At 61.1% G+C, this 22,994-nt stretch carries 19 protein-coding genes and 2 pseudogenes; 12 read left to right on the top strand and 9 right to left on the bottom strand.

What is annotated here, in order from left to right:
* Positions 1-142 precede the first annotated feature (142 nt).
* From KZX66_RS12550 to KZX66_RS12515, 8 genes and pseudogenes are all read left to right on the top strand, one after another.
* Positions 143-1,036, top strand: a pseudogene (locus tag KZX66_RS12550) (cysteine synthase family protein); the annotation flags it as partial.
* A complete protein-coding gene (locus tag KZX66_RS12545; protein ID WP_248079763.1) occupies positions 1,014-1,577 on the top strand; it encodes a phosphoribosyltransferase family protein in 564 nt (187 codons plus the stop codon). The pseudogene KZX66_RS12550 and the gene KZX66_RS12545, both read left to right, overlap by 23 nt.
* Positions 1,578-1,885: 308 nt before the next feature.
* Positions 1,886-2,515, top strand: coding sequence for an EamA family transporter (locus KZX66_RS26440; protein WP_248079761.1), 630 nt, complete (start codon positions 1,886-1,888; stop codon positions 2,513-2,515).
* Positions 2,512-3,762, top strand: coding sequence for an ATP-grasp domain-containing protein (locus KZX66_RS12535; RefSeq protein ID WP_248079759.1), 1,251 nt, complete (start codon positions 2,512-2,514; stop codon positions 3,760-3,762). Before KZX66_RS26440 ends, KZX66_RS12535 begins: the two co-directional genes overlap by 4 nt.
* Before the next feature lie 300 nt (positions 3,763-4,062).
* Entirely contained in the window at positions 4,063-4,695 is a 633-nt protein-coding gene (locus KZX66_RS12530; protein WP_248079757.1) for a glutathione S-transferase, read from the top strand.
* Positions 4,696-4,758: 63 nt separating this feature from the next.
* Positions 4,759-5,670, top strand: a complete 912-nt coding sequence (locus KZX66_RS12525) for a LysR family transcriptional regulator (RefSeq protein WP_248079755.1) — start codon at positions 4,759-4,761, stop codon at positions 5,668-5,670.
* Positions 5,670-6,554 (top strand): LysR substrate-binding domain-containing protein, encoded by an 885-nt coding sequence (locus KZX66_RS12520; RefSeq protein ID WP_248079753.1) that lies wholly within the window; start codon positions 5,670-5,672, stop codon positions 6,552-6,554. The genes KZX66_RS12525 and KZX66_RS12520 overlap by 1 nt, the downstream gene beginning before the upstream one ends.
* 79 nt (positions 6,555-6,633) lie before the next feature.
* On the top strand, positions 6,634-7,566 hold the full coding sequence (locus KZX66_RS12515; protein ID WP_248079751.1) for a pyridoxamine 5'-phosphate oxidase family protein: 933 nt from the start codon (positions 6,634-6,636) through the stop codon (positions 7,564-7,566).
* Positions 7,567-7,587: 21 nt separating this feature from the next.
* Here KZX66_RS12515 and KZX66_RS12510 read toward each other — a convergent pair whose 3' ends face one another.
* The 3 genes from KZX66_RS12510 to KZX66_RS12500 all read right to left on the bottom strand — a co-directional run bounded on the left by KZX66_RS12510 (position 7,588) and on the right by KZX66_RS12500 (position 11,625).
* On the bottom strand, positions 7,588-9,108 hold the full coding sequence (locus KZX66_RS12510) for a glycosyltransferase family 39 protein (RefSeq protein WP_248079772.1): 1,521 nt from the start codon (positions 9,106-9,108) through the stop codon (positions 7,588-7,590).
* Entirely contained in the window at positions 9,108-10,763 is a 1,656-nt protein-coding gene (gene arnT / locus KZX66_RS12505) for a lipid IV(A) 4-amino-4-deoxy-L-arabinosyltransferase (protein WP_248079749.1), read from the bottom strand. Before arnT ends, KZX66_RS12510 begins: the two co-directional genes overlap by 1 nt.
* A 187-nt stretch (positions 10,764-10,950) precedes the next feature.
* Positions 10,951-11,625 carry a histidine phosphatase family protein gene (locus KZX66_RS12500; RefSeq protein ID WP_248079747.1) on the bottom strand — a complete coding sequence of 225 codons (675 nt, stop codon included), beginning with the start codon at positions 11,623-11,625 and terminating at the stop codon, positions 10,951-10,953.
* A 275-nt stretch (positions 11,626-11,900) separates the two neighbouring features.
* Between KZX66_RS12500 and KZX66_RS12495 the strand changes: the two genes are divergently transcribed.
* The 4 genes from KZX66_RS12495 to KZX66_RS12480 all read left to right on the top strand — a co-directional run bounded on the left by KZX66_RS12495 (position 11,901) and on the right by KZX66_RS12480 (position 17,706).
* The gene (locus KZX66_RS12495; protein WP_248079745.1) at positions 11,901-12,569 is read left to right on the top strand and encodes an ABC transporter ATP-binding protein; all 669 of its coding nucleotides are present in this window, start codon (positions 11,901-11,903) and stop codon (positions 12,567-12,569) included.
* 1 nt (position 12,570) lies between these two features.
* Entirely contained in the window at positions 12,571-15,033 is a 2,463-nt protein-coding gene (locus KZX66_RS12490) for an ABC transporter permease (RefSeq protein WP_248079743.1), read from the top strand.
* Positions 15,023-16,084, top strand: coding sequence for a lipocalin-like domain-containing protein (locus KZX66_RS12485; RefSeq protein ID WP_248079741.1), 1,062 nt, complete (start codon positions 15,023-15,025; stop codon positions 16,082-16,084). The genes KZX66_RS12490 and KZX66_RS12485 overlap by 11 nt, the downstream gene beginning before the upstream one ends.
* 116 nt (positions 16,085-16,200) lie before the next feature.
* A complete protein-coding gene (locus tag KZX66_RS12480; protein ID WP_248079739.1) occupies positions 16,201-17,706 on the top strand; it encodes a hypothetical protein in 1,506 nt (501 codons plus the stop codon).
* A 60-nt stretch (positions 17,707-17,766) separates the two neighbouring features.
* On the opposite strand, the pseudogene KZX66_RS12475 reads toward KZX66_RS12480, so the two are convergent.
* From KZX66_RS12475 to KZX66_RS12450, 6 genes and pseudogenes are all read right to left on the bottom strand, one after another.
* Positions 17,767-18,187 (bottom strand): annotated as a pseudogene (locus KZX66_RS12475) (hypothetical protein).
* A gap of 160 nt (positions 18,188-18,347) precedes the next feature.
* On the bottom strand, positions 18,348-19,211 hold the full coding sequence (locus KZX66_RS12470; RefSeq protein ID WP_248079737.1) for a LysR family transcriptional regulator: 864 nt from the start codon (positions 19,209-19,211) through the stop codon (positions 18,348-18,350).
* 38 nt (positions 19,212-19,249) lie between these two features.
* Positions 19,250-20,290, bottom strand: a complete 1,041-nt coding sequence (locus tag KZX66_RS12465; protein ID WP_248079735.1) for a hypothetical protein — start codon at positions 20,288-20,290, stop codon at positions 19,250-19,252.
* 24 nt (positions 20,291-20,314) lie between these two features.
* Positions 20,315-20,590 carry a hypothetical protein gene (locus KZX66_RS12460; protein WP_248079733.1) on the bottom strand — a complete coding sequence of 92 codons (276 nt, stop codon included), beginning with the start codon at positions 20,588-20,590 and terminating at the stop codon, positions 20,315-20,317.
* 147 nt (positions 20,591-20,737) lie between these two features.
* The gene (locus tag KZX66_RS12455) at positions 20,738-21,487 is read right to left on the bottom strand and encodes an alpha/beta fold hydrolase (RefSeq protein ID WP_248079731.1); all 750 of its coding nucleotides are present in this window, start codon (positions 21,485-21,487) and stop codon (positions 20,738-20,740) included.
* Positions 21,488-21,590: 103 nt separating this feature from the next.
* A complete protein-coding gene (locus KZX66_RS12450) occupies positions 21,591-22,991 on the bottom strand; it encodes an efflux transporter outer membrane subunit (RefSeq protein ID WP_248079770.1) in 1,401 nt (466 codons plus the stop codon).
* Positions 22,992-22,994 lie beyond the last annotated feature (3 nt).

Below are 22,994 nucleotides of genomic sequence, written 5' to 3'. Positions count from 1 at the left end.
GAGAACGAGGTCGGCAGCCTCGCGTTTGAATTCAGGGGAAAAGGTACGGCGTTGTTTGGTCATCTGACACCTCGTTCTGGCGAGCATTCTCGCCTAGATGGGTGTCCGGTTTCATTAGACCACTACAAATAGAGTTTTCTCTAAATGTGAATTTTTAAACCCTACAGGAAGTCATAAAGACAGGACGTACCTGAATATTGTTAACCGGTTGGAAGAAGCAGGTGTTATTAGGCCTGGCATGACGTTGATAGATTGCTCTACGGGGAATGCTGGGGCGGCGCTTGCTTGGATCGGAAAAATGAAAGGCTATAAAGTTAAAATTTTTATGCCGGAAGGTATGACTGAGGAGCGCACGGTACAGATACGTTCTTATGGGGCTGAAGTAGTTGAGACATCAAAAGACGATTTTTTATCGGGCGCTGTACTAACAGCTAAGCGTTATGTGGCAGAGTGCGCAGATAAAGAAAATTATTTTCTGGATCAGTCCAGTAACTTATTAAATAAGCAGGGTTGGACATTCTGTGGTGAGGAAATAATAAGAAGCTTGAAGATGCTTGATATAGTGCCCGATTATTTCATCTGCTCGATAGGTACGGGTGGGACTTTTTCCGGTATTGCTGAGGTCCTGAAGCACGCCTACAGCGAGATTATAACAGTTGGTCTTGAAGTCAATAATTCTGCTCCATTGTTTGCAGCGCGAAATCACATGGCTTTTGAGCACCGTCCTCATAACTTGATGGGGCTAGGTGCCGGCGTGTTGTCGGCTAATACGAGCGCTGAATTGGTTGATGAAGTGAGGCTGATTGATGGTGCTGAGGCTTGGGATCGAATGAAACGCTTTATTGATGAAGAAAAAATTCCAATTGGTCCGACCTGTGGAGCGAATCTGTTGGCCTGTGATGAGGTTGTAAAAAACGTCAATAAAAAAAATATTGTCACTTTGTTTTTTGATGGCTCATGGAAGTACGCGAGTCGCTGGAATGGTGTTTATCCAGAATACAGTGAGGTGAGTGATGCTGCTCGAAGATATTTATAAAAATGCCAAGGTTGTAAATTCCGGTAAGGCGTGGACTACGGTGAACGAGTTCACTGATCAGATTCCAGCATTAAGGCCGGAGGTCCTAATGGAGGTTGCGCATGAAATAATTAAGTGTATGGATTTGAGTGTTTCAAAAATAGTCACTGAAGAAGACAAAGGCGCTGCGCTTGCTACGACAGTCTCGTTGTTGACAGGTATCCCGCTGGCAATGGCTAGATGGTATTCGTATAGCCTGAGTGATATTAATGAGCAGGTAGTCAATATACAGTCTGAGTACTTTGATGGCGTTGTGTACCTTAATGGGGTGGATGTCGGAGATCGAGTCACTATTATTGATGACACATTGAGTACTGGCGGTACGATTATTGCGCTGGCTAGAGCCGTAAGTGGCGCAGGCGGCGAGTTGGTGGATGTTATTTGTGCAGTCGAGAAGGTAGAGAACAATGGATTTAAAAACGTTAAGAGTCACACAGGTGTTGAAGTAAAAACACTTATGAAGATAATGGTTAGGGAAGAAGGTGTGAGTGTTATTTCGTAGTGTGATAATTTTCGGTTGAGTATGTATGCTTAGAATAGGCGTAATAATTGGCTTGGTGTTCTGCTTGCTCAGCGCAGCCTTCGATGTGTACGTTGCTTACGTCACACAGTCGATCAATACCTTACTGGTTGTTTTTTACTGCTTTGTAACGTCTGCGGTGTTCTTTATCGTGTATGCACTGTGTCGCGATGCACACGCTCTGGTGGCGAGGCTGAAGTCCTGTTGGAAGTTCGTGTTAATCGTCAATGTGGCGGTTTTACTCAACTGGGGGGGGGCTGTTTTATGCCCTGCGTTATTTAGAGCCTGCCGTGGTCGGCGTCGCCTCGGTCGCCTGCGGACCCGCACTTACGTTAGTTATTTCGCTGCTGAGTAAACGCGGCGCCAAGGTCGCTTTAGCCGATACGCTGGTGTCCTGCCTGGTGCTCACGTCGGTAGCCATCATGTTGTTCAATTCCTTTACCGGCGACAGTGGCGTCGTTGCGACCACCGTGGAGGAGCGGCTGCTGGGCATTGCCAGCGTTTTGGTTTGCGCGTTGGGTACGGTCATGTACACGGTTTTCTCCAAGGAAATGTTCGCACGTCAGTGGACGGTCTACGAAATTCTGGCTGTCAGGAGCGTTGCGATGATCGGTGTCTGCGTTATCGCAATACCTGTTGGCGTAGGGAGTTTTTCGCTCGACCGCGAGTTGATTCTGCCGATGATGATATTGGTGGTCATCGGACATTTGCTGCCGATCTACCTGATTCAGAAAACCATTTACTACTTGACGCCTATCCATGTGTCCCTGGTGTTGCTGACCCTGCCTGTATTTGTGCTGTTACTCCAATACCTGGACACCAGAGTTGAATTCTCCATGGCCAGTATGCTGGCGGTCGGCATCATTGTGTGTTTGCTGTCGGGTCGGGCGATGTATGCAATCAGGAAGGAGGCAACATGATCAACGTGGTCGTGGTTGACGGTTTCTCTTCTGGGAAATTTGTAGCGAAGCGCTTGAGTGAAAAGGGCTGCGTGCTTATGCATGTGGCGTCATCGCAGGCTTTGGACAGTTACTATTACAAGGGTTTTGATTATTCGGTTTATGAACGGATCCTCGTAAGTGGCGATTTAGCGAGCACTGTGGTGAGTGTCGAGTGCTTCCAGCCGTACTTCATCATTGCGGGCGCCGAAACCGGTGTACCCCTGGCGGACCTGCTCAATGAACGACTGCAACTGCCCTATCACAATGACTTCGACAAGACCGAGGCCCGTCGCAACAAGTACGACATGATCCAGTGTGTTGCTCAGGCACAGTTGTCCGCAGCTCGGCAATTCGCCGCAGCCAGTTGGGCTTTGGCCGATACCTGGATCAGGGAACACGGACGCTTTCCCGTCGTGATCAAACCGCTGGCGAGCGCAGGTGCCGATGGAGTGTTCGTCTGCGTGGACAGGAAAGCGTGCGAAGTTGCCGTGGGTAAGCTGCTGGGCACCACAAACAAATTAAACCTGCCGAATACGCAGGTGCTGATTCAGGAGTACCTGGCGGGGGTGGAATATGTGGTGAACATGGTTTCACTCAACGGCCAATCGCTCGTTACGGAAGTGGTGAGATACCAGAAGCAGCGTACAAAAGAGGGAGGCATCCTGTATGACATTGATGAGCTGATCGGCTCTGATTCGGCGGTTTACCCGGTACTGGTGGATTACACCCGGTCCGTTCTGCGGTGCCTGGGTATTCGCAACGGACCCAGTCATGCAGAAGTCATGCTCACTGCAGAGGGGCCGAAACTGGTAGAAATTGCGGCACGAACCGATGGCATTCTGCGCCCCAGCGTATCCAGGCAAACCACCGGGCTTGGGCAGATTGAAGCCGTGGCCTTATCCATCGTTGAGCCTGAATTTTTTTCCCAGTTATTGGCTAGGGATGTCGACTATCGACTGCTGCAACATACCTACAATGTATGCCTGATCAACCGTTCACATGGCTGTTTTTATAAGGATCTGTTTTTGCAAGAGCTGCTCAAGCTTGAGTCTTTCTTCGACGTGGTTTTCTACGTCGAAAATGGCCAGTCCTTGGGAGTAACGCAAGATGTGTTCAGTCAACCGGGTACTGTGTACCTGGTTCATACCGACCCGAAAGTGATCGCAGCGGATTACCTTAGGATTCGCACACTTGAAGCCGAAGGAGGGTATTTGACTGTCGGTTAGCACGCCTTCAAGCCAGGTCGCACACCCCAAAATTCCACCCGCCTGTATCGCTTGGTTTTTGTCGCCGCATGGTCGAACGCCCGCACCGCTAGCTTGAGCGGCACTGGGTGAGTAATCACGGGCGCATTGAGCTGGAGTTCAAGGACGTGTCAGGCCCGTATCAAGCGGCAACCTTTGGGACCAGCCGGATAAAGTATTATTTCGTCAGGTGAAATACTGGATTGTAAATCCTGGTGATTCCATCCATCAGGGCTGCGGTGGAACATGCCTGGCGTCGATACCTCACTTTTGGAGCCGTTCATGTCCCTGTCTGCGATCAAACTGTATGGTTTTCCCCTGTCCGGGCATTCCCATCGGGCCGAGTTGATGCTTTCCCTGTTGGGCCTGCCCATGGAATTTGTCCTGGTGGACCTCAAGCAGGGCGCCCATAAATCCGCCGAGTTCACCGCCACCGTCAACAGTTTTGGCCAGGTGCCGGCGATTGATGACAACGGCAATGTGGTGGCGGACTCCAACGCGATCCTGGTTTACCTCGCCACGAAATACGGCAACGGCCAATGGCTGCCGAGCGACCCGCTGGGCCAGGCGCGCGTGCAGCGCTGGCTCTCGGCCGCCGCCGGCCAACTGCATGCCGGGCCCGCCACTGCGCGGTTGGTCACGGTGTTCGGTGCGGATGTGGATGCTGCGTCCGCCATTGAGCGTGCCCATGCCTTGCTCGCGCTGGTGGAGCAGCAACTGAGCGAGACCTGCTACCTGGCCGGCGAGCAGCCGAGCATCGCCGATGTCGCGTTCTACACCTACGTGGCCCACGCGCCGGAAGGCAATGTGTCGCTGGCAGACTACCCTCAGGTACGCGCCTGGCTCTCCAGTATTGAGGCGCTGCCGGGTTTTGTCGGCATGCCGCGCACGGTGATCGGCTTGCAAACCCCATGATGCGAACGCCCTGTGGCAAGCTCGCTCGCCACAGGGGTGCTCATTGAGTCAACAGGAGTCGCGATGGACCGGTTTCACGAAATGCAGGTGTTCCTGGCGGTAGCCGAGGAGGAAGGCTTTGCCGCCGCGGCGCGCCGCCTGAACACCTCGCCACCGAGCGTGACCCGGGCCATCGCCGCGATGGAGCAGCGCATCGGCACGCAGTTGCTGGCGCGCACCACCCGCAGCCTGCACCTGACCGAGGCCGGCCAGCGTTACCTGGAAGATTGCCGGCGCATCCTCGCCGAGCTGGACGAAGCCGAGGAAGCGGCGGCGGGCAGTTATTCGATCCCCTGTGGCCATCTGACGGTGACCGCGCCGGTGCTGTTTGGCGAGCTGTATGTGGCGCCGGTGCTGGGCGAGTATCTGAACCGCTTCCCTCAGGTCAACCTCAACGCGCTGCTGGTCGATCGCGTGGTGAGCATGGTCGATGAGGGGGTAGATGTGGCTGTGCGCATCGGCCATCTGCACGAGCCGGGGCAGCAGGCGACACACGTGGGGGAGGTGCGCCGCGTGGTGTGCGCAGCGCCTGCCTTCCTCGACCAGTATGGTCGGCCGGAGCACCCTGGGCAGTTGCGCGAGGCGCGCATCGTCACGCCGTCGTCTGCCGGCCAATCGGTGAGCGAGTGGGTGTTTTCCCAGGGCGACCAACAGCTGAAGGTGCCTATCCAACCGCGTCTGGTGGTGTCGGCGAACAACGCCGCAATCAACCTGGCGCGCCTGGGGTGGGGCATGACGCGGGTACTGTCGTATCAAGTGGCCGCGGCGGTGGCGGCGGGTGAGTTGGAAATCGTGCTGGAGGCGTTCGAGCCGGCGCCGCTGCCGATCCAGGTGCTGTACCAGAAAAGCCATCGCATCCCGGCCAAGATCAGCACCTTCGTGGAATTTCTCAGCCAGCGCCTGGGCCAGGACGCCGCGCTCCAACGGCGCGGCTGATGGAGCGTTATCGCGATATGCAGTTGTTCGCGGCGCTGGCCGCGCAACCGAGCCTGGCCGCGGCGGCGCGCAGTGCGCGTGTCTCCGGCCCAACCCTGGTGCGCGCGGTGGCCCGTCTGGAAGCGCGCCTGCACCTGCCGTTACTGCAACGCAGCACCCGCGGGGTAAGCCTCACCGATGCCGGCAACGCTTACCTGGCCGACTGTGTACGGTTGCTGGCGGCGGTGGATGCCGCCGAGGCCTCGGCCAAGGGTTTGCACGTGCAGGCCCAAGGCAACCTGCGGGTGTTCCTGCCGTTGCTGTTCAGTCGCTATGTGATGGCGCCTGTGTTGGCCGGCTATCTGGAGCGCTACCCCGAGGTGCGCCTGCACGCGTCTTATCACGATTACTACCCGAACCTGCATGAAGAGGGCCTGGACGTGGCGATCCTGGTGGGTGGCCTGCCCGACTCGGCGCTCATCGCACGGCCCATCGGGCACGTACGACAGGTGGTGTGCGCCAGCCCCGATTACCTCGCCGCCCATGGCGAGCCGCGGCACCCGAGCGAGCTGAAACGGCACGCACTGGTCGCCGCTGCCGAGTCGGTGCTTTGGGAATTTCCGGGTTATTCACTCAAAGCCCGCGCCCGGTTGGGCTGCGCCACGGTGCAAGGCGCGATCAATGCCGCCGTGCACGGCGCGGGCGTGATGCGTGGCCTGAGTTACCCCCTGCATGAACCCCTGCGCAGTGGGCAATTGCGCCGGATCCTGGCGGACTATGAAGGACCGCCGCTGCCCGTGCACGTGGTGTACGGCGAGGGCCGTCATGCGCCGATGCGCGTGCGCAGTTTTGTCGAGCACTGCGTGACCGCGTTGCGCGCCCATCCGGCATTTCAGCTGGCGTAACAGTGGATTGCCTGGCGTGGCTATTCTCTCGTTTGATGCGAGGGCGCAGCATCGAACCATCCCATAGGAGGTGGCCCTTATGAACCCTGTCGAACAGTCCCCTTGGCACGCCGGCGAACGGCAGATGCAGCACAGTGCCGGCGTTGCCGAGCGCATGGCCGTGATCGGGCCCAAAGTGATTCGTGATCATCTTCCCGAGCAGCACCGCGACTTTTATCCCTTGCTGCCCTACTTGCTGCTGGGCGTGGTTGACGCTCAAGGCATCCCATGGGCGACGTTGGTGGAAGGCGCGCCGGGGTTTGCCCATTCGCCCGAGCCACATCGTTTGCAGGTCGACAGCCTGCCCTCCAGCGCCGACCCCGCCCGCGCCGCGCTGCACCCCGGTGCCGCAGTGGGCGTGCTGGGTATCGACCTCAGCACCCGCCGCCGCAACCGCATGAACGGCCGTGTCGGCGCCCTGGATCACGCGGGGTTTTCGGTGGACGTGGTGCACACCTTCGGCAACTGTCCCAAGTACATCCAACTGCGCCCCGTGGAGGGCATCGCACGTAAACCCGGCACCGAGGCCGAGCATTCCAACGGCCTGGACGCTGCCGACCAAGCGCTGATCCGCCACGCCGACACCTTCTTCGTCGCCAGCTACGTTGACGTCGAGGGCGAACGCTCGGTGGACGTGTCCCATCGCGGCGGCAACAGCGGCTTCGTGCGCGTGGACGCAGACGTGCTGACCATTCCGGATTTCGCCGGCAACCTGTTCTTCAACACCCTCGGCAACCTGGCGACCAACCCGGTGGCGGGGTTGTTGTTTATCGACTTTGCATCGGGCGACGTACTGCAAATCGCCGGGCGCACCGCGTTGATCCCTGACGGCCCTGACGTGGCTGCGTTCGAGGGCGCGCAGCGGTTGTGGACGGTAACCGTTGAGCACGTGGTGCGGCGCCCGGCCGCCTTGGCATTGCGCTGGCAGTTTGCTGAGTTTTCGCCGTTCAGTCTGGCGACGGGGCGTTGGTAGCACGGCTGCGCGCGCCGCGCGTCAAGGCGGCGTCGGTACAAACGCCACACTTCCCTCATCACGTTTGTGAAACAAGCGCTCGCCATTATCCGGCCCGGTGGTGATCACCTTATTGCCGGCACCCAGGTACGCCAGTGGTGTCGGGTCGTCCTTGGAAAAGGGCGCGACGATTATCGTGCGCTGCGGGTCGAAGCGCTGGCCGCTGGTTTTTTCCAGCCAGGCCATGAACGCCTCGCGGGTGCCTTGGCGCGGGAAGTCCTGGGTCTGGGCCACGTAGTAGAACGGCTTGCCGGCGTTTTGCAGGTACATCGGGGCTTTGTTGTCGACCTCTACCAGCACCAGTTGCCATTGTTGCCAGGGCGCGCTTTTTTCTGCCTGCGCGCGCACGTCTTCGGCGAACCGGGTCACACCGCCGTTGCCGTTGGACCAGGGATAAGCCACGCCCACTATCAACAGCATGAGCGCGGCAGCGATGCCGAACCCGTTCCTCCAACGCGGCCAACGGGCGGGATTGTTCCTCAGTCGCTCACTCAACCACCACGCCGCCAGCAGTTGGGCAAAGGGCACTAACGGCAGCACGTAGTAGCTGCGTCGGCTGCCGCTGGCGGTGAAGAACACAAAGAGCAGGCCCAGGCCTGCGACCAGCCACCGCACGTTGGGCGGGGTGTGGCGCCAATTGCGTACGGCCAGCCACAGACCCAGCAGCCAGCAGGGTGTCCAGGGCAGGGTGTAGGCGGGGAGGTAGATCAGGTAGGTGTAGATCGGGCCCATATGGTCGAAGGGGTCGAAAAAGCGCACCACGTTTTCCCGGAACACCAGCGCCAGTCCGCTTGCACCATAGGTTGCGGCGCCGTAGACATGGGATAACACGAACGGAACGGCATACACCGCGCCGGCAATCAGCAGTGCCAGTAACAGCCGCAGGTTGAGGTGGCGCCTGTAACGCTGCTCGCTCAGCAGGTGCGGCAGCAGCACCAGGGCCGGTAGCACAAAACCGATCAACCCCTTGAGCAGCGAGGTCAGTGCGAGCAACAGGAAAAACACCGTATAGCGTCCCAGCCGTGTGTCATCCGGCCCACGCCAATACCACCACACCGCCGCCAGCACGCCGCAGACGGTCAGCACATCCGCGGTGGCCACGCGTGCCCAGAACAAAAAGTAGAAGGTGGTCGCGAGCATCCACCCTGCAATCAGCCCGGTGCCTTTGTGAAACAGGCGTTCGCCCAGCAAGTAGATCAGCCACACGCTCAGCCATGCGGCAATTACCGACGGCAAGCGCAATGACCATGGACCAAGGCCGCCCATCAGGTGCGCCGTGGCGGTGATCAGCCAATAGGAGGGCAGGGGTTTGTCGTAATACGGCACGCCTTTGAGGTACGGGTCGAAGTAATCGCCGCTTTGCAACATCTGCAAGGCGATGTTCGCCCAGCGGGTTTCAGGGCCCCACAGGTCACGTGCGCCCAGGCCCGTGAGCAACAGCACGGCCGTGACACTCAGCAATAAAAGCAGGGCGCCGCGTTGGGTGTTCCAGAAAGGCCGCATCATGGCAACTGCGGGTAGAGGATCAATTGCAGGGAGCCTTTCTTATAGCGTTTGCCGCCGAGCGGCAGTTGCCCGGCCTCGCGCATTTCGCTGGTGCTGCTCACGCGCAACAGCACGCCGACGGCGCCGTGCCGGCGGGCATCGGTGAGCCAGTTTTGCACCTGTTCCAGTTCGACTTTGCGTCTGACGCTACCGGCGTACTGCAAGCCATAGCGCAGCTCGCCCTCGGTGTCATACAGCGCCACGTCGGGGCGTTGCAGGCGCCAGGCCAAGGCGCTGGCACTGGCCAGCTCATTGCTTAACAGGGCGTGTGTTTGCTGCAGTTCCTGCAAGTGTTCCAGCACGAACTGGTCGGGCATTTGGTTATCAGCGATCTGCGCCGGCATGCTCGCGGGCAGCAGGATCACCAGCACACCGATGCCCAGCGCCGGCATGGCCCACAACGTGAGTGGTCGAAACGCTTGCAGCAGATGGGTAAGGATCCACACCAGCAGCACGATAAACGCCAGCGACAGGTTGAACATCTCGGCGTGGCTGTTGCTGTAGAGCGGCCTGGCGATTTGCAGGTAGATCAGGCCGATCATCGCCAGCATGCCGATGGCGAAATTGAGCAGACCATTGAGGCAAATCGTGCGTGCGCGACCGTCGCGCAGCAGGTCACTCAGGGTATGGCCCATCAACAACGCCAGGGGCAACAGGCACGGCATGATGTAAGTGGGCAGCTTGCCGTTGCTCAGGCTGAACAACCCCAGGGGCAGCAGCAGCCACAGGGCCAGGAAGCCGATCGCCGGCTGGCGTTTTTCTCGCCAGGTTTTGCGCAGGGTTGTAGGCAGCAGACCGGTCCACGGCAGGCACGCCACGGCGATAATCGGCAGGAAGAACCACCATGGCCGCACGTGTTGCGCGTCGGCGGCGCTGAAGCGGCGAATGTGTTCGTTCCAGAAAAAGAAGCGCCAGAAGTCCGGTTCCCTGGCGTGGATCGCCAGCACCCAGGGCAAGCACACCAACACCGCGACACCGATCGCCACGGGGCCATACCGCAGCAGGTCAGCCAGGCGCCGTTGCCAAAGTACGTACGGCACGGCAATCAGCACCGGCAGCGCCCAGGCCAGAAACCCCTTGGTCATAAAACCCATGGCGCAGGCAAAGCCCACCGCCGCCCAGGCGCCGAGACGGCTGCGCGGGCTGTTGCTGTCGAGGGCAAACCACAGCGCCACCAGGCTCAGGTTGACCCAAAGCGTGAACGGCGGATCGAGGTTGGAATAACCCGCCTGCCCCGCCACCAGGCCAAAACTCAAGTAGAGCAGGGCGCAGGCGAAGCTCTTGCGAGGGTCGTTCCACAGGCGGCGAGCGATGAGGTGGGCCAGCAGCACGCTTAAGCCTGTGGTCAGGGCCGATGCGATGCGTACACCGAACAGGTTCTGGCCGAACACCGCTTGGCCCAGGGCGATCAACCAGTACCCGGCGGCGGGTTTTTCGAAATAGCGGATGCCCATGAAGTGCGGCGAGACCCAGTTGCCCGTCTGGAGCATCTCCTGGCTGATTTGGGCGTAGCGCGTTTCATCCGGGATCCACAAACCGTGCAGGCCCAACGGCAATAGATAAAACGCAGCGAAGGCGAGCAACAGCAGGTGCAGGCGGTTCAAACGAATCATGAAAACGTCGCTCCTTGACGTTTAATTAATAAGTGACGAACTAAAAAGGCAGTCGCTGAAAAGGTCACGGGATTCACTAAGTTGCAGAACATGTAGACGACGTCCTTAATTAAAAGGCGCAACTCAACATGCCAGAACATGGCTGTCTTTTGGCTGAACAGTCAGTCGTGGCGGCTGAGGAGAGTGGTTAGATTTGCTTGAGCGCGGCCGGCCAGTCCGGGTTGTTCACAAGGCCCAGGATTTTGAGTTTGCCGTTGGGCAATACCTGCACGAACAGCGAGCTGCCGTATTCGGGGAACGCGGCATGCGGGAAACCCTGGGTTGTTTCGAAGTCGGCGATGCAGCCGCTGTGGGTGACGAACACCAGGTTGCGCCCCGGCTGTTTGTAGCGCAGCAGTTCTTCGCCCATGGCCGCGCCGCAGACGGCTCTTTCGCCCGAGGTCAGCTCATGTTTACCGAACATAAAGCGCAAGGTTTGGGCGGTACGAATGGCGGGGCTGGCGAGTACGTCGCTCTCGGCCATGCCCAAAGATTTAAAGGCGTTGCCGAGTTTTTCTGCGTGTTGGCTGCCGTTGATGGTGAGGCCTTCGACCGGGCCCAGGCAGGGGTTGGTCGAGCGGTCGCAGCGCTCTTCATGGCGCACCAGCACGATGATCTCGCCGTCGCGCCACAGAGGCAGCACTTGGGAACTCAACAGGCGGTCGCCGACGCCCAGGTCCCTTGGCGATACCGGCCAGAAGAGTACACAGCCGAGCAATAACGCCGTCACGCCTACACCTATCCAGCGCAGTTGGGGGCGCTTGATCCAGGCGCGGCGCGAGCGCGGTTTAGTCAGGGTAAGGTCAACCACTTCATTCACCATGTTCACTGTCGGCAGTGTTGTAATTAGTTAGGTGCAACGTGTCGGCGAGTACCCGAAGTGAAGCGAGAGGCTGTCACAGGGCCGCTGTCTTTTCGCTGAACATGTGGCGGTTAAAAGTTGCCAGGCACGGCAACTAACTAGTTGCCCGGGCGTGACGCTTGGCCGGTAATTTAAAGAGGGGTGGGTGGGCAGCCGGTGAAATCCATGTGAAAAATTCGCGTGGTTTCAACCGGTAGCCGTTATCCTCGATTGCCACCCATCAAACGAGTCTTCCCATGTTGCAGGTGCAAGGTGTCTTCAAAAGCTATGCCACGCCCCAAGGCCCATTGGCGGTGCTGGCGGGGGTGGATGTGCACCTGGCCGAGCGCAGCAGCCTGGCATTGATGGGTGAGTCGGGCAGTGGCAAGAGCACGCTGTTGCACCTGGTGGCCGGGCTCGATCGGGTCGATCGCGGCAGTATTGAGGTGAGCGGGCAGCGCCTCGATCAACTGAGCGAGGCGCAACTGGCGCACTGGCGGCGGACCGAGATCGGCCTGGTGTTCCAGCAGTTCAACCTGATCGGCAGCTTGCGCGTCGACGACAACCTGGCGTTCCAGGCTCGGCTGGCGGGGCGCTTTGATCCGCATTGGCAGGCGCAGTTGGTGGAGCGCCTGGGCCTGGGCGACGTGCTCAAGCGTTACCCGGAGCAACTGTCGGGCGGCCAGCAACAGCGGGTCGCGGTGGGCCGGGCGCTGGCGTCCAGGCCTGCCCTGTTGTTGGCGGACGAGCCCACCGGCAACCTTGACGAAGCCACCAGCGACGAGGTGCTGCAACTGCTGCTGGACCTGCTGCGTGACAGCCCCACCAGCCTGTTGATGGTCACCCACAGCCCGCGCATCGCCGCGCGGCTGGACCGGCAGGTGGCGTTGCATCACGGCCTTATCGTGTCGGCGGATGCGCGCTGACATGGCCGTGTTTTATTGGACGTTGCGCGCTTTGCTCAGCCATTGGCGACGTCATCCCGTACAGTTTTTCAGTGTGCTCACCGGCCTGTGGCTGGCCACTGCGCTGTTGACAGGGGTGCAGGCGCTGAACAGCCAGGCGCGCGACAGTTATGCCCGCGCCAGCCAGTTGATCGGCGGCGAAGCCCAGGCCAGCCTGAGTGCGCCGGACGGTGCCAGCGTCCCCGAGGGGCTGTTCGCCCAACTGCGCCGCGCCGGCTGGCCGGTGTCGCCGGTGGTGCAGGGGCGGGTGCAGCTCACGGGGCGTGAGGACGTACGCCTGCAATTGATGGGCATCGAGCCGCTGTCACTGCCGGGTGGCGGGGCGGTGGCGGGGCAGCACTTGAGCCAGGCGCAACTGCTCGCCTTCTTTGACCCGCCAGGGCGCACCTGGATCGCGCCTCAAACCCTGCAGGCGCTGGGTTTGCAGGAGGGGCAGCAGCCGCAGACAGTCGACGGTCAGCGCCTGCCGCCGCTGCACGCGCAGCCGGACATGGCGCCCGGTTTACTGCTCACCGATATCGGTTTCGCCCAACCGCTGCTCGGGATGCAGGGGCAGCTGTCGCGCCTGCTGGTGGACAAGGCCTTCGCCGCCGGCGACCCCAAGCCTCCTGTCACGCTGCAACTGCACCAGGCCGAGGACAATAACCTGGCACGCCTTACCGAGAGCTTTCACCTGAACCTCGATGCCCTGGGGTTCCTGTCGTTTGTGGTGGGGCTGTTCATCGTGCACGCCGCCATCGGCCTGGCGCTGGAGCAACGTCGCGGGTTATTGCGCACCTTGCGTGCCTGTGGCGTCAGTGCGCGGCTGTTGATCTTCAGCCTGGGCGTGGAGCTGGGCGCGTTGTCACTGCTGGGCGGCGTACTGGGTGTCGCCAGCGGTTACGTGCTGGCCAGCCTGTTGCTGCCGGATGTGGCGGCCAGCTTGCGCGGGCTGTACGGCGCTGAAGTGCCGGGGCAACTGAGCCTGAGCCGGTGGTGGTGGCTGGCGGGGCTGGTCTTGAGCCTGCTTGGGGCCCTGCTCGCCGGTGCCAGCAGCCTGTGGCGGGCGGCGCGTTTACCGTTGCTGGCGCTGGCCAATGCCCAGGCCTGGCATGAGGCCCACGGCCGTTGGCTGCGGCGCCAGGGTTGGGTGGCGGGCGGTGCGTTGCTGATCGCGCTGTTGGCACTGTGGCTGGGCGACAGCCTGGCGGCGGGTTTTGTGTTGATGGGCGCCTTGCTGCTCGGTGCGGCGCTGGGCTTGCCGGTGTTGCTCAACGGCTTGCTCAAGGTTGTGCTGGGACGCAGTCGCTCGGTGCTGGGCCAATGGTTTCTCGCCGATTGCCGGCAACAGTTACCGGCCCTGAGTTTGGCCCTGATGGCCTTGCTGCTGGCGTTGGCCGCCAACATCGGCGCCGGCTCCATGACCTCCGGTTTTCGCCACACCTTCAACAACTGGTTGGAGCAACGCCTCACTGCCGAGCTGTACCTCAACCCTCAGACATCGGCCCAGGCCGACCAGCTCAGCCAATGGCTGGCGCAACAACCCCTGGTGCGCGCCGTGCTGCCCACTTGGCAGGTCGCGGTGCAGGTGCAGGGCTGGCCGGCAGACCTGTTCGGCGTGGTCGACGACCCGACCTACCGCGAGCATTGGCCGTTGCTGGAGGCGGTTGATGCACCGTGGGACCAGTTGCAGCACGGCGACACGCTGATGCTCAGCGAACAGTTGGCGCGGCGGCTCGCGGTGAAACTGGGGGATGCGGTGGGTATCCCGACGCCGCAGGGTGTGTGGTCACCCACGGTGGTTGGCATCTATGCCGACTATGGCAACCCCAAGGGTCACGTGCTGGTCAATTCGCAGCACCTGCTCAAGCACTGGCCGACGCTCTCGCCGGCACGTTTCAACCTGCGTGTCGCACCGCCCGATGTGGCGCCGCTGGTGCGCGAGGTGCAGCGGGTATTTGCCCTGACGGACAGCCGTATCGTCGATCAACAGCAACTCAAAGGCTGGTCGAGCCAGGTGTTCGAACGCACCTTCGCCGCCACCGCCGCCCTCAACAGCCTGACCTTGGGCGTGGCCGGTTTGGCGTTGTTCATCAGCCTGCTCACGCAAAGCCAGAGCCGCCTCGGGCAACTGGCGCCGCTGTGGGCGTTGGGCGTGACACGCCGGCAATTGATGCTGTTGAACCTGGGCCAGACCTGGCTGTTGGCGGTGCTCACGCTGCTGTTGGCGGTGCCGCTGGGCCTGCTGCTGGCGTGGTGTCTGGACGCGGTGATCAACGTGCAGGCCTTTGGCTGGCGTCTGCCGTTGCAGGTGTTCCCGTGGCAGTTGGCGCAGCTGCTGGGGCTGGCGCTGCTGGCCACGTTATTGGCCTCGGCCTGGCCCTTGTGGCAGCTGTACCGCAGCCAGCCCACGGACTTGCTTCGGACCTTCGCCCATGAAGATTAAGCTGCTGATGTGTGCGTTATGGCTGTTGAGCGCCTGTGACAAGGCCCCCGCGCCGCAGGCGAGTTTCGCCGGCCTGGGCAGTGAGGCGGCGGATTTTGCCCAGGTGGTGCCGGGCAAGGTCTTTCGTTTCCCCGACGACCACGGCCCCCACGAGGGCTTTCGGATCGAATGGTGGTACGTCACCGCCAATCTCAAGGACGCCCAGGGCAACGTGTTTGGCGTGCAATGGACGCTGTTTCGCAACGCCCTCAAGGCTGGGCCGACGCAGGCCGGTTGGCAGGACTCGACGGTCTGGCTCGGCCACGCGGCGGTCACCTCCGCCAACCGGCACTACGCCGCCGAACGCCTGGCCCGTGGCGGCGTTGGCCAGGCCGGGGCCCAGGCGGCGCCGTTCAGTGCCTGGATCGACGACTGGAATTTCACCACCCGTCCTGGGGCGACGGATGCGTTGGCGGACATGCAACTCAACGCCAGCGGCAAGTCATTCGCCTACGACTTGCACCTGACCTCCCAGCGTCCGTTGGTGTTGCAGGGCGACAACGGCTACAGCCGAAAGTCCGATCAGGGCCAGGCCTCGTACTACTACAGCCAGCCGTTTTTTACCGCGAGCGGCAGCGTGAGCATCGATGGCCACACCTATCAAGTCAGCGGCCCGGCCTGGCTCGACCGCGAGTGGAGCAGCCAGCCGCTGAGCAGCCAGCAGACCGGCTGGGACTGGTTCTCCCTGCACCTGGACGATGGTGAGCGACTGATGCTGTTTCGCGTGCGGCAGCAGGACGGCGGCGGCTATCTCACCGGCACCTGGATCGACCGCCAGGGCCGCACCGAGACCCTGCACAACGCCGACATCCAACTGGCTCCGCTGGCAACCACGGCCATTGACGGACGCACGGTTCCAACGCGCTGGTCGCTGAAAATTCCGGCCAAGCAGTTGGATATCACCACCGAAGCCGTCAACCCGAACGCCTGGATGAACCTGAGTATTCCTTACTGGGAAGGGCCGGTGCGATTTGAGGGGGGAGTGGGGTATCTGGAGATGACGGGGTATTAGGTGCGAGGAAATTTCCTACATAAAATACTGGACATGCATACAGTATTTGGCTAGATTCCATCCCAGGTGACCGGATGTCACCTGACCTTCACTTTTTAACTATGGATGGATAAAAAATGAAATCTAAAAAAGCCTTTATGCTGGGCGCAGCCGTGGCGGCCTCCTGCTTCGTGTCGGCCTTTGCCCTGGCCGAGCAATACCCTCATCTGGCGGCGCAAGCGGCCCAACCTTCGATCAAACAAAGCCTGAAAGCTGCTGGCAACGTCCAGTCGACAAAGGCGCCGGCGGGGCTCAAACAGCAACTGCGCGCGGGTGCTCAACTCAAAAAGTCGCAGCCCGCCGTGAAAGCCAAGGCTGACTCGGTGGTGGTGGACCATCCCGCGCAAGCTCCCGTGACCCAGGTCAAGAAGCCCAGCGCACAGTCGGCGACGGCGGTGCAGGCTGCGTTGGTTCAAGGCTGCGAAACCACGCTGGATGTGAACCAGCTGTACACCATCAACGGCGTGCAGACCGGCAATTTGCTGTGCTACCACTTCAACCTGCCGAGCAAGGCCCGGATCAATGCGCTGTTGGTCGGCCAGACCGCCGGCACCGACATGGCGTTGACCCTGTTCCAGGACGATGGTCAAGGCAACCCGATTCCACTGAGCACCTCCGACAATCCGGGCACGGGCGATGAAAGCCTCGAAGGCGTGCTGCCGGCCGGTGATTACTACTGGTTCATGGAAGCCAATGCGGCAGTCCAGGGCTCGAGCTTCCAGTTCGGCGTGGCGGTGGATGCCAACATCGATGCGTTCGAACCCAATGACACCCCGGATACCGCGTTCCAACTGCCGGACACGCTGAACTACCTCCAGGGCAACGCGGACAGCGTCAATGATGTGGATTACTTCGACTTCACCGCAGTGCGCGGCCAAAGCGTGGGTATTGCCTTGACGCCCGATGCGGCCAGCGGCAGCACGCGCAACAAGTGGATCCTGGAACGATGGGATGGCAGCCAATGGGCGCAGGTGGACCCTGCACTCAAATCCACCTCTGTCCCAAGCCCCGGTGTGGGCGGGGTGGTGAAGGTGCGTGTGCGGCCCAACCCTGGTGACGCGTGGAGCGCGACGGGAAAATACAACCTGTCTTTGGGTTCTAACCCGCGCATCAACACCTCGGACGTGAAGGGCGAGCCGAGCGTGATTCGCATCCCGTATTCCGCGTCCGATGTGGGCTACGGTTACATGACCACCCAGGCCTATCGAAACCTGACCTGGACCATGAACCTGTCGGACAGCACCGGCGCGCCGCTGGTGGGGTTGCACCCGATTGTGTATCTCGATCAGCACATCAACCCCGATACCGGCAACATCGTCTACAAGGCGTATTCGGCGGCAACCGACAGTGCCGGCGAAGCGGCCGGTACGATCAACGTGGGCACCTGCTCCGGTGATTTCCAGACCACCTTTGTGCATTACTCCCAGGGCTACAACAACACCTGGCGTACCACCTTCAACTACGGTGTGTGGCGCATGGAAGTACTGGAATATCCGGGGATCGGCGTGGGCGGCGACAATGTGCCTTACGTCAGCTTCGGTCACCTGTGCAACCAGACCTTGTTGAGCAGCACCAAGGCTTAACGGGCGATTTTCTTTGACCTTAAGGGCATACAGGCCGCGCGCCTGTATGCCCTTTTTGCGTTATGGCGCCAGTGCCACCGCCAACGGCAAGCGCGCCATGCTGGTGTTCTTCAAGGAGCCCAGGTACAGCCGGTCGCCATACTCGCACGCGGTGGTGACCGGCGAATAATTACCGGCGCTGCCATCCTGCAAATTGGCGATGACTTTCCCCTCGGTATCGAGCTCCAACACAAAGCCTTTGCGCTTGATGGGCTTGGGCGCCAGCCCTAGCGGGCGTCCGCCGGTGTTGGCCAGTACGTCGAGGGTTTGGCTGCCGGGCGCGGTGCGAATGATGCGCCCATCATGCAGGCCGCTGATCAGCATGCCCTGGGCGGTGTCCAGTTCACCGGCTGCACGTGGGTGGGCATCAACAGCAGAAAGGCGACCACCGCCAGCAGCAACACAAACAGCACAGGCGCAGTTTTCTTGGGCGAGTGCTCATGGCGGTTCCTGGTTATCGTGGGGGTTGGGGCGTTTGAAATTGTTCCCCTGCCGCACCTCGCGGCGCATGGCGAGAAGCTCAGCGTGCTGTTGCCGGAGGCTGAGCTTAGTGGGCAACCGGGAATCTGCGAGTGCTTGAACGTGACCTGATGTGTTGCGCCTTAAATCAGCGGGTCCCAACGTTGCGACCAATCACTGTCGGCCTTGACCACGCCGCGCAGCAGTTCCAACGCCTGTTGCAACACCGCTGAGTCCCGTGCACGGGAATACACCAGGTAGGTTGGAAAGCTGAATTCCGGCGCCTTGGCTACACGCTCCATCACGCCGCTGTCCAGATAGCTCTGGACCACCCGTGTGCGGAAGTAACCGGCGCCGCCGTTTTCCAGGATGTACTGCAAGGCCAGCGGCCCCAGATTGAAACTCACGGCGGCACGGGCTTTGTCGGGCAGGGCGGCATCGTGCTGCTGGCGAAAGCCCGGGCCCCAGTCGATGTACACGTATGGGGCCGGGTTACTCACCAGTTGCACCAGGATCAGTTTTTCTTCCAGCACTTGCTCCACCTGCAAGCCCGGCCAGTATTGCGGCTGGAACACCAGTGCCGCATCAAGCACACCCAGCTCCAGTTGGCGCAGCAGGTATTCGCCTTCGCGCACGACTGTGCGCAGGGCGTGCCCGGGAATCTGTTCGCGCAGGGCCTGGGCCCAACCGAGCATCAACGGGTTGCACAGGCTGACCTCGCCGCCGATGTGCAGCACATTGCAATAGCCGTCGGGCAACGGCAGATCGCGGCGCGCGGCCTCCCAGGTTTGCAGCAACTGATTGGCGTAAACCACGAACGCCTCGCCGTCGGCGGTCAGCCGCGCACCTGCGCGGTTGCGCACAAACAGCGTGCAGCCCAACTGGGTTTCGAGGTTTTTGACTCGTGCGGTGATCGCGGTCTGGGTGACGTGCAATTTCTCGGCCGCGGCGGCAAGGCTGCCGCAGCGGGTGATTTCGAGGAAAGTGCGTGCAAGTTCGATATCCATACATCTCTCGCAAGTGGCTCAGCCACGCAGTGTAGCCTTCAGGCCGGCGAAAAAATCAGCTCCACATCGATCTGATGCCCCTGGCGCAGCACATACTCGCTTAAACCCTGGCGATTGCGGATCAAGTAGCCGGGATCATAGACGAAGCAAATCAACCGTCGGCACCGCGGGTGTGCGGCATAGCGTGCGATGTCGATGATCAACTGTTCGCCCAGTTGCTTGTCCTTCAACCCCGCGCGGGTCATTTTCACTTCGACCCCGACTTGCATATCGTGCAGCAGAAAATCCATGCGCGATGAGGCGCCTGCGCAACTGGGCACGGGCTCCTCGGCACGCAGGTCGGCGATATGCAGGCTCAGAAGTGCGCGCAACAGGTCCTGCACATCGTATTCGTTATGCACCGACAGGCCCGTGCGGCCATCGTGACGATGGGTCAGCGCCAGGCAGAAGCGATGAAAATGCTGGAGTAGATGCCGGACGGTATCGAGCGGCGAAGGCGCGGGGGCGTCGGGTTCATCGTCAAAAAAGCGGGCCAGCTGGCGCTCTTCGAAATCCACGATGGCCGTCGGCTCCTTGAGGCTGGCGTAGATCAACAACAGCAGCAAAATGATTTCGAGCAGGACAAACAGCAACAGGCCCGACAAGGCCGGTCGCAGGGTGATCTGCGGTTCGTAACGATAGCGGGGCAGTGTGCCGTCGGCTTTTTCGCCCTGGGGAACGAGCTGAAACTTCAGGCTGACGTATATCCATAGATGCCCACGGTCCGGCACGATAAAACTGGACAGTGCATCCAGGCGCTCCTGGCTCGGCTCGCGGTTGTAGGCCTTGAGTTTGTCGAACAGCGGGTCGGTGTTCTGGCGGAACTCCTCGGAGATCATCAGGTTATACACCGCCGGGTTGGTCTGGTCGGCGGGCTGAAACACCTCATAGATCAGCAACAGGTAGTTGATGGCGATGCTCACCATGATCAGCACCAACAGCAGCCGCGTCCTGCGCTTGTAAAGGCGGGTACTCAGGATGACCTGGGCGAGGGATTGCGGCGACGGCTTGCGCCGGATCGACTTGAACCAACTGATCATAAAGCGGTGTTCTCGCGCGACGGGCTATTGAATACCGATGGACCAGCGTCGGGTCGTCTGGTCTTCGTGGCGTTTGTCGATATCGGTTTCGTATTGGCACTGCGGGCCCTCGCAACTGTATTCGAGCGTGAGCGAGGGCGGAGGTTGAATGGCGAACAGCGAGCTGGACTGCACCGCCGGTTCGGTCGTCAGGGGCTCAGTCGCGGGCGCGGTGTAAGTCAGATCCAGCGCGGCGCTGCAGGCCATGGCTGGCAGGATGGCGAGCAGTGCACTCGCCACAACGGTCCTTGTGAATGCCATCTAAAACAATCCGTACCACAAAAAATGAAGCGCGAATTATAGGCCGATAGCGAAGGGGGATGCACCGCGCTATCCCCGGACGGCCAACCCACAGATCACGCAGGCTGCCAGCTGTTGAGTGAGGTTGCGTCGTAAACGATGTTCTATCTATCGCCCCACACCTGAATCCACGCAGCGGGTGGACGCAGGAGGCCGTTTGCCGTACGCCAGAAAAACCCCGATCCATCGGGCTGCACAGCCGCTGGTCCCTGGGCTGGTTGGCTCCTTGAGGTGCAATTGTTCGACCTGAGGCGCGCTGAGGCTGTTGCCCTCGCCGTTGACCAGCACCATGCGCGCGATGCGCTCGGGAAACAGCGCGGCGTAATGGTCACCCAGGCGTGTCGCTGCTGCGTTGCCCAGGTAATGCAGTTGTGGGTCGCCCAGTTGGACGCGGACGAACTCCATGTCGCGAGCGGCCTGTTCAACGCCCTTGTCCTGGCTCAGGTCGTGCGAGCTGAGCTCGATCACGTCGTAGCGGTTGAGCAATGTGCGATAGGCCTGTGCCGAAGACGCGCCCCAGTGGCTGGCCAGTTGAATGGCGAAGGTGCCCACTGCGTTTCGTTGTGGCGGGTCGCCGGCCTGGGCGAAGACTACCCCCTCGCGACTCAAGGGGTCGCGGGCGCCCACTCGGGTCACGTAGAGACGCCGATTGCCTTGGCCGGGGGCCGTATGATCGCGCGGTACGCTCACGATGCCGCATTGGGTGCGCGCCAGTACGTCAGGGTCCAGGCGTTCCACGGCGGGGAGGGGGCAGTCCAACAGCCAGTCAATGGCGGTGGGTTTGATCAGCGGCTCGGCATGGCCAAGGCTCGCCGCCAAACATAGGCAGCCCCACACCAGGTGTTTTGCAACGGTCATCAGGAGGTCCAGGGCTGCCGTGTGAGAACGGCTTTTTACCAAGGACCTGGGGCTGAAGAATGTAGGGTTAAAAGACGGACGCTGTAGGAGATTTGAGTTTCGTTTATCGGATATCGCTTTGCCAGCCGCCGCCCAATGCTTTGTACAACGTGATGCTGGCCTGCAGGCGTGACAAGCGCAACTGCACGTTCAGGTCCTGGGCGGCGTACAACGTGCGCTGGGTTTCCAGGACGCTGAGCAGGTCCTCGGCGCCCGCCTGATAGCGGCTTTCGGCGATCCGGAAGGCGGTCTGAGCCTGTTGCAGTTCTTCTGTCTGCCAGTGGCGCTGCTGGTCCAGGCGCGTAACGCTGCTGAGGGCTTTTTCCACATCGGCAAACCCATTGATGATTGCGCCGCGGTAGCTTTGCAGCAGTTCATCCTGGCGCGCGCGGGCTTTGTCGCGTTCGGCGCTTAAACGGCCATTGTTGAAGATCGGTCCCACCAGCCCGGCCGTCAGGGTGTAGTAGGGGCTGCGCAGGATATCCAGCGCCTTGTAAGCGTCGGAGCCCACGGTGGCGCCGAGGGTGACCGCCGGCAGCATGGCCGCGCGCGCCACGGTGACGTTGGCCTGCGCCGCTGCCAGTTCGGCTTCGGCCTTGGCAAGGTCCGGCCGGCGGCTGAGCAATTGGCTGGGCATGCCGCTGCCGATGGTCGGCCAGGTCAGGGCCTCAAAGGGCTCGGCGGCCAGGTCCAGGGCTTGCACCGGTTGGCCGAGGAGGGCGGCGAGGGTTATCCGTGATTCTTCGGCAAGCTGTGCAATCAATGGCAACTGGCGCTGCTGGCTGGCCACCAGGCTTTTCTGCCGGGCCAGTTCCAGCGCGGTGGCTGCGCCGGCGTCATAGCGGGTTTGCACCAGGTCGAGCACGTTGCGCGCATTGGCCAGGTTCAGCTCGGCGATCTGTTGGCGTTGGTGCGCGGCCAGGGTTTGTGCGTAGCGGTCGGCCACGTTGCTCAGCAGGGTCAGCTCCACGGTGGCTTGGTCGAACGCGCTGGCTCGCAGGCTGTGCAGGGCGCTGTCGCGCGCGGCGGCGCGACCGCCCCAGAAGTCCACTTCGTAACTGGCGGCAAAGTTGGCGCCAAAGCCGTCCTCGGTGTCATCGCTTTTCGACACGTCCAGGTTCGGTCCACCTTCGCCGCGCAGCAGCTTCTGGCGGCTGGCGGTGAGGTTGAACTTTACTTCGGGCAACAACGGCGCGCCGGCGATCACTGCCGTGGCCTGTGCCTGGCGCACTCTGGCCATGGCGGCGGCGACGTCGAAACTGTCACGTCTGGCCTGGTCGATCAGACGGTTCAGTTGCGGGCTGCCAAACTGCGTCCACCACTGGCTGTTGCTGGCCTGGGCCGCGTCGCGCTCGGCGAATTGCCAGGCGGTCGGCGGCGCGACGCCGCTGTCGACGACGGGCGGGTCGCCGGCGCAGGCGTTGAGCAGCAGGCACAGGCTGATGAGGGACAGGTGCGCAGGGATGCA

Origin of the sequence: Pseudomonas sp. EYE_354 (assembly GCF_023148575.1) — a bacterium.
Classification (GTDB): domain Bacteria; phylum Pseudomonadota; class Gammaproteobacteria; order Pseudomonadales; family Pseudomonadaceae; genus Aquipseudomonas.
This window is presented reverse-complemented; position numbering and strand designations above follow the sequence as displayed.

Bases quoted from the DNA above. Each gene is read 5' to 3' on its own strand.
- KZX66_RS12495 (WP_248079745.1), top strand. From the start codon at position 11,901: ATGTTGCAGGTGCAAGGTGTCTTCAAAAGCTATGCCACGCCCCAAGGC.
- KZX66_RS12525 (WP_248079755.1), top strand. From the start codon at position 4,759: ATGGACCGGTTTCACGAAATGCAGGTGTTCCTGGCGGTAGCCGAGGAG.
- KZX66_RS12485 (WP_248079741.1), top strand. From the start codon at position 15,023: ATGAAGATTAAGCTGCTGATGTGTGCGTTATGGCTGTTGAGCGCCTGT.
- KZX66_RS12530 (WP_248079757.1), top strand. From the start codon at position 4,063: ATGTCCCTGTCTGCGATCAAACTGTATGGTTTTCCCCTGTCCGGGCAT.
- KZX66_RS12490 (WP_248079743.1), top strand. From the start codon at position 12,571: ATGGCCGTGTTTTATTGGACGTTGCGCGCTTTGCTCAGCCATTGGCGA.
- KZX66_RS12545 (WP_248079763.1), top strand. From the start codon at position 1,014: ATGCTGCTCGAAGATATTTATAAAAATGCCAAGGTTGTAAATTCCGGT.
- KZX66_RS12470 (WP_248079737.1), bottom strand. From the start codon at position 19,211: ATGGATATCGAACTTGCACGCACTTTCCTCGAAATCACCCGCTGCGGC.
- KZX66_RS12500 (WP_248079747.1), bottom strand. From the start codon at position 11,625: ATGGTGAATGAAGTGGTTGACCTTACCCTGACTAAACCGCGCTCGCGC.
- KZX66_RS12520 (WP_248079753.1), top strand. From the start codon at position 5,670: ATGGAGCGTTATCGCGATATGCAGTTGTTCGCGGCGCTGGCCGCGCAA.
- KZX66_RS12465 (WP_248079735.1), bottom strand. From the start codon at position 20,290: ATGATCAGTTGGTTCAAGTCGATCCGGCGCAAGCCGTCGCCGCAATCC.
- KZX66_RS12460 (WP_248079733.1), bottom strand. From the start codon at position 20,590: ATGGCATTCACAAGGACCGTTGTGGCGAGTGCACTGCTCGCCATCCTG.
- arnT (WP_248079749.1), bottom strand. From the start codon at position 10,763: ATGATTCGTTTGAACCGCCTGCACCTGCTGTTGCTCGCCTTCGCTGCG.
- KZX66_RS12510 (WP_248079772.1), bottom strand. From the start codon at position 9,108: ATGCGGCCTTTCTGGAACACCCAACGCGGCGCCCTGCTTTTATTGCTG.
- KZX66_RS12480 (WP_248079739.1), top strand. From the start codon at position 16,201: ATGAAATCTAAAAAAGCCTTTATGCTGGGCGCAGCCGTGGCGGCCTCC.
- KZX66_RS12455 (WP_248079731.1), bottom strand. From the start codon at position 21,487: ATGACCGTTGCAAAACACCTGGTGTGGGGCTGCCTATGTTTGGCGGCG.
- KZX66_RS12535 (WP_248079759.1), top strand. From the start codon at position 2,512: ATGATCAACGTGGTCGTGGTTGACGGTTTCTCTTCTGGGAAATTTGTA.
- KZX66_RS12515 (WP_248079751.1), top strand. From the start codon at position 6,634: ATGAACCCTGTCGAACAGTCCCCTTGGCACGCCGGCGAACGGCAGATG.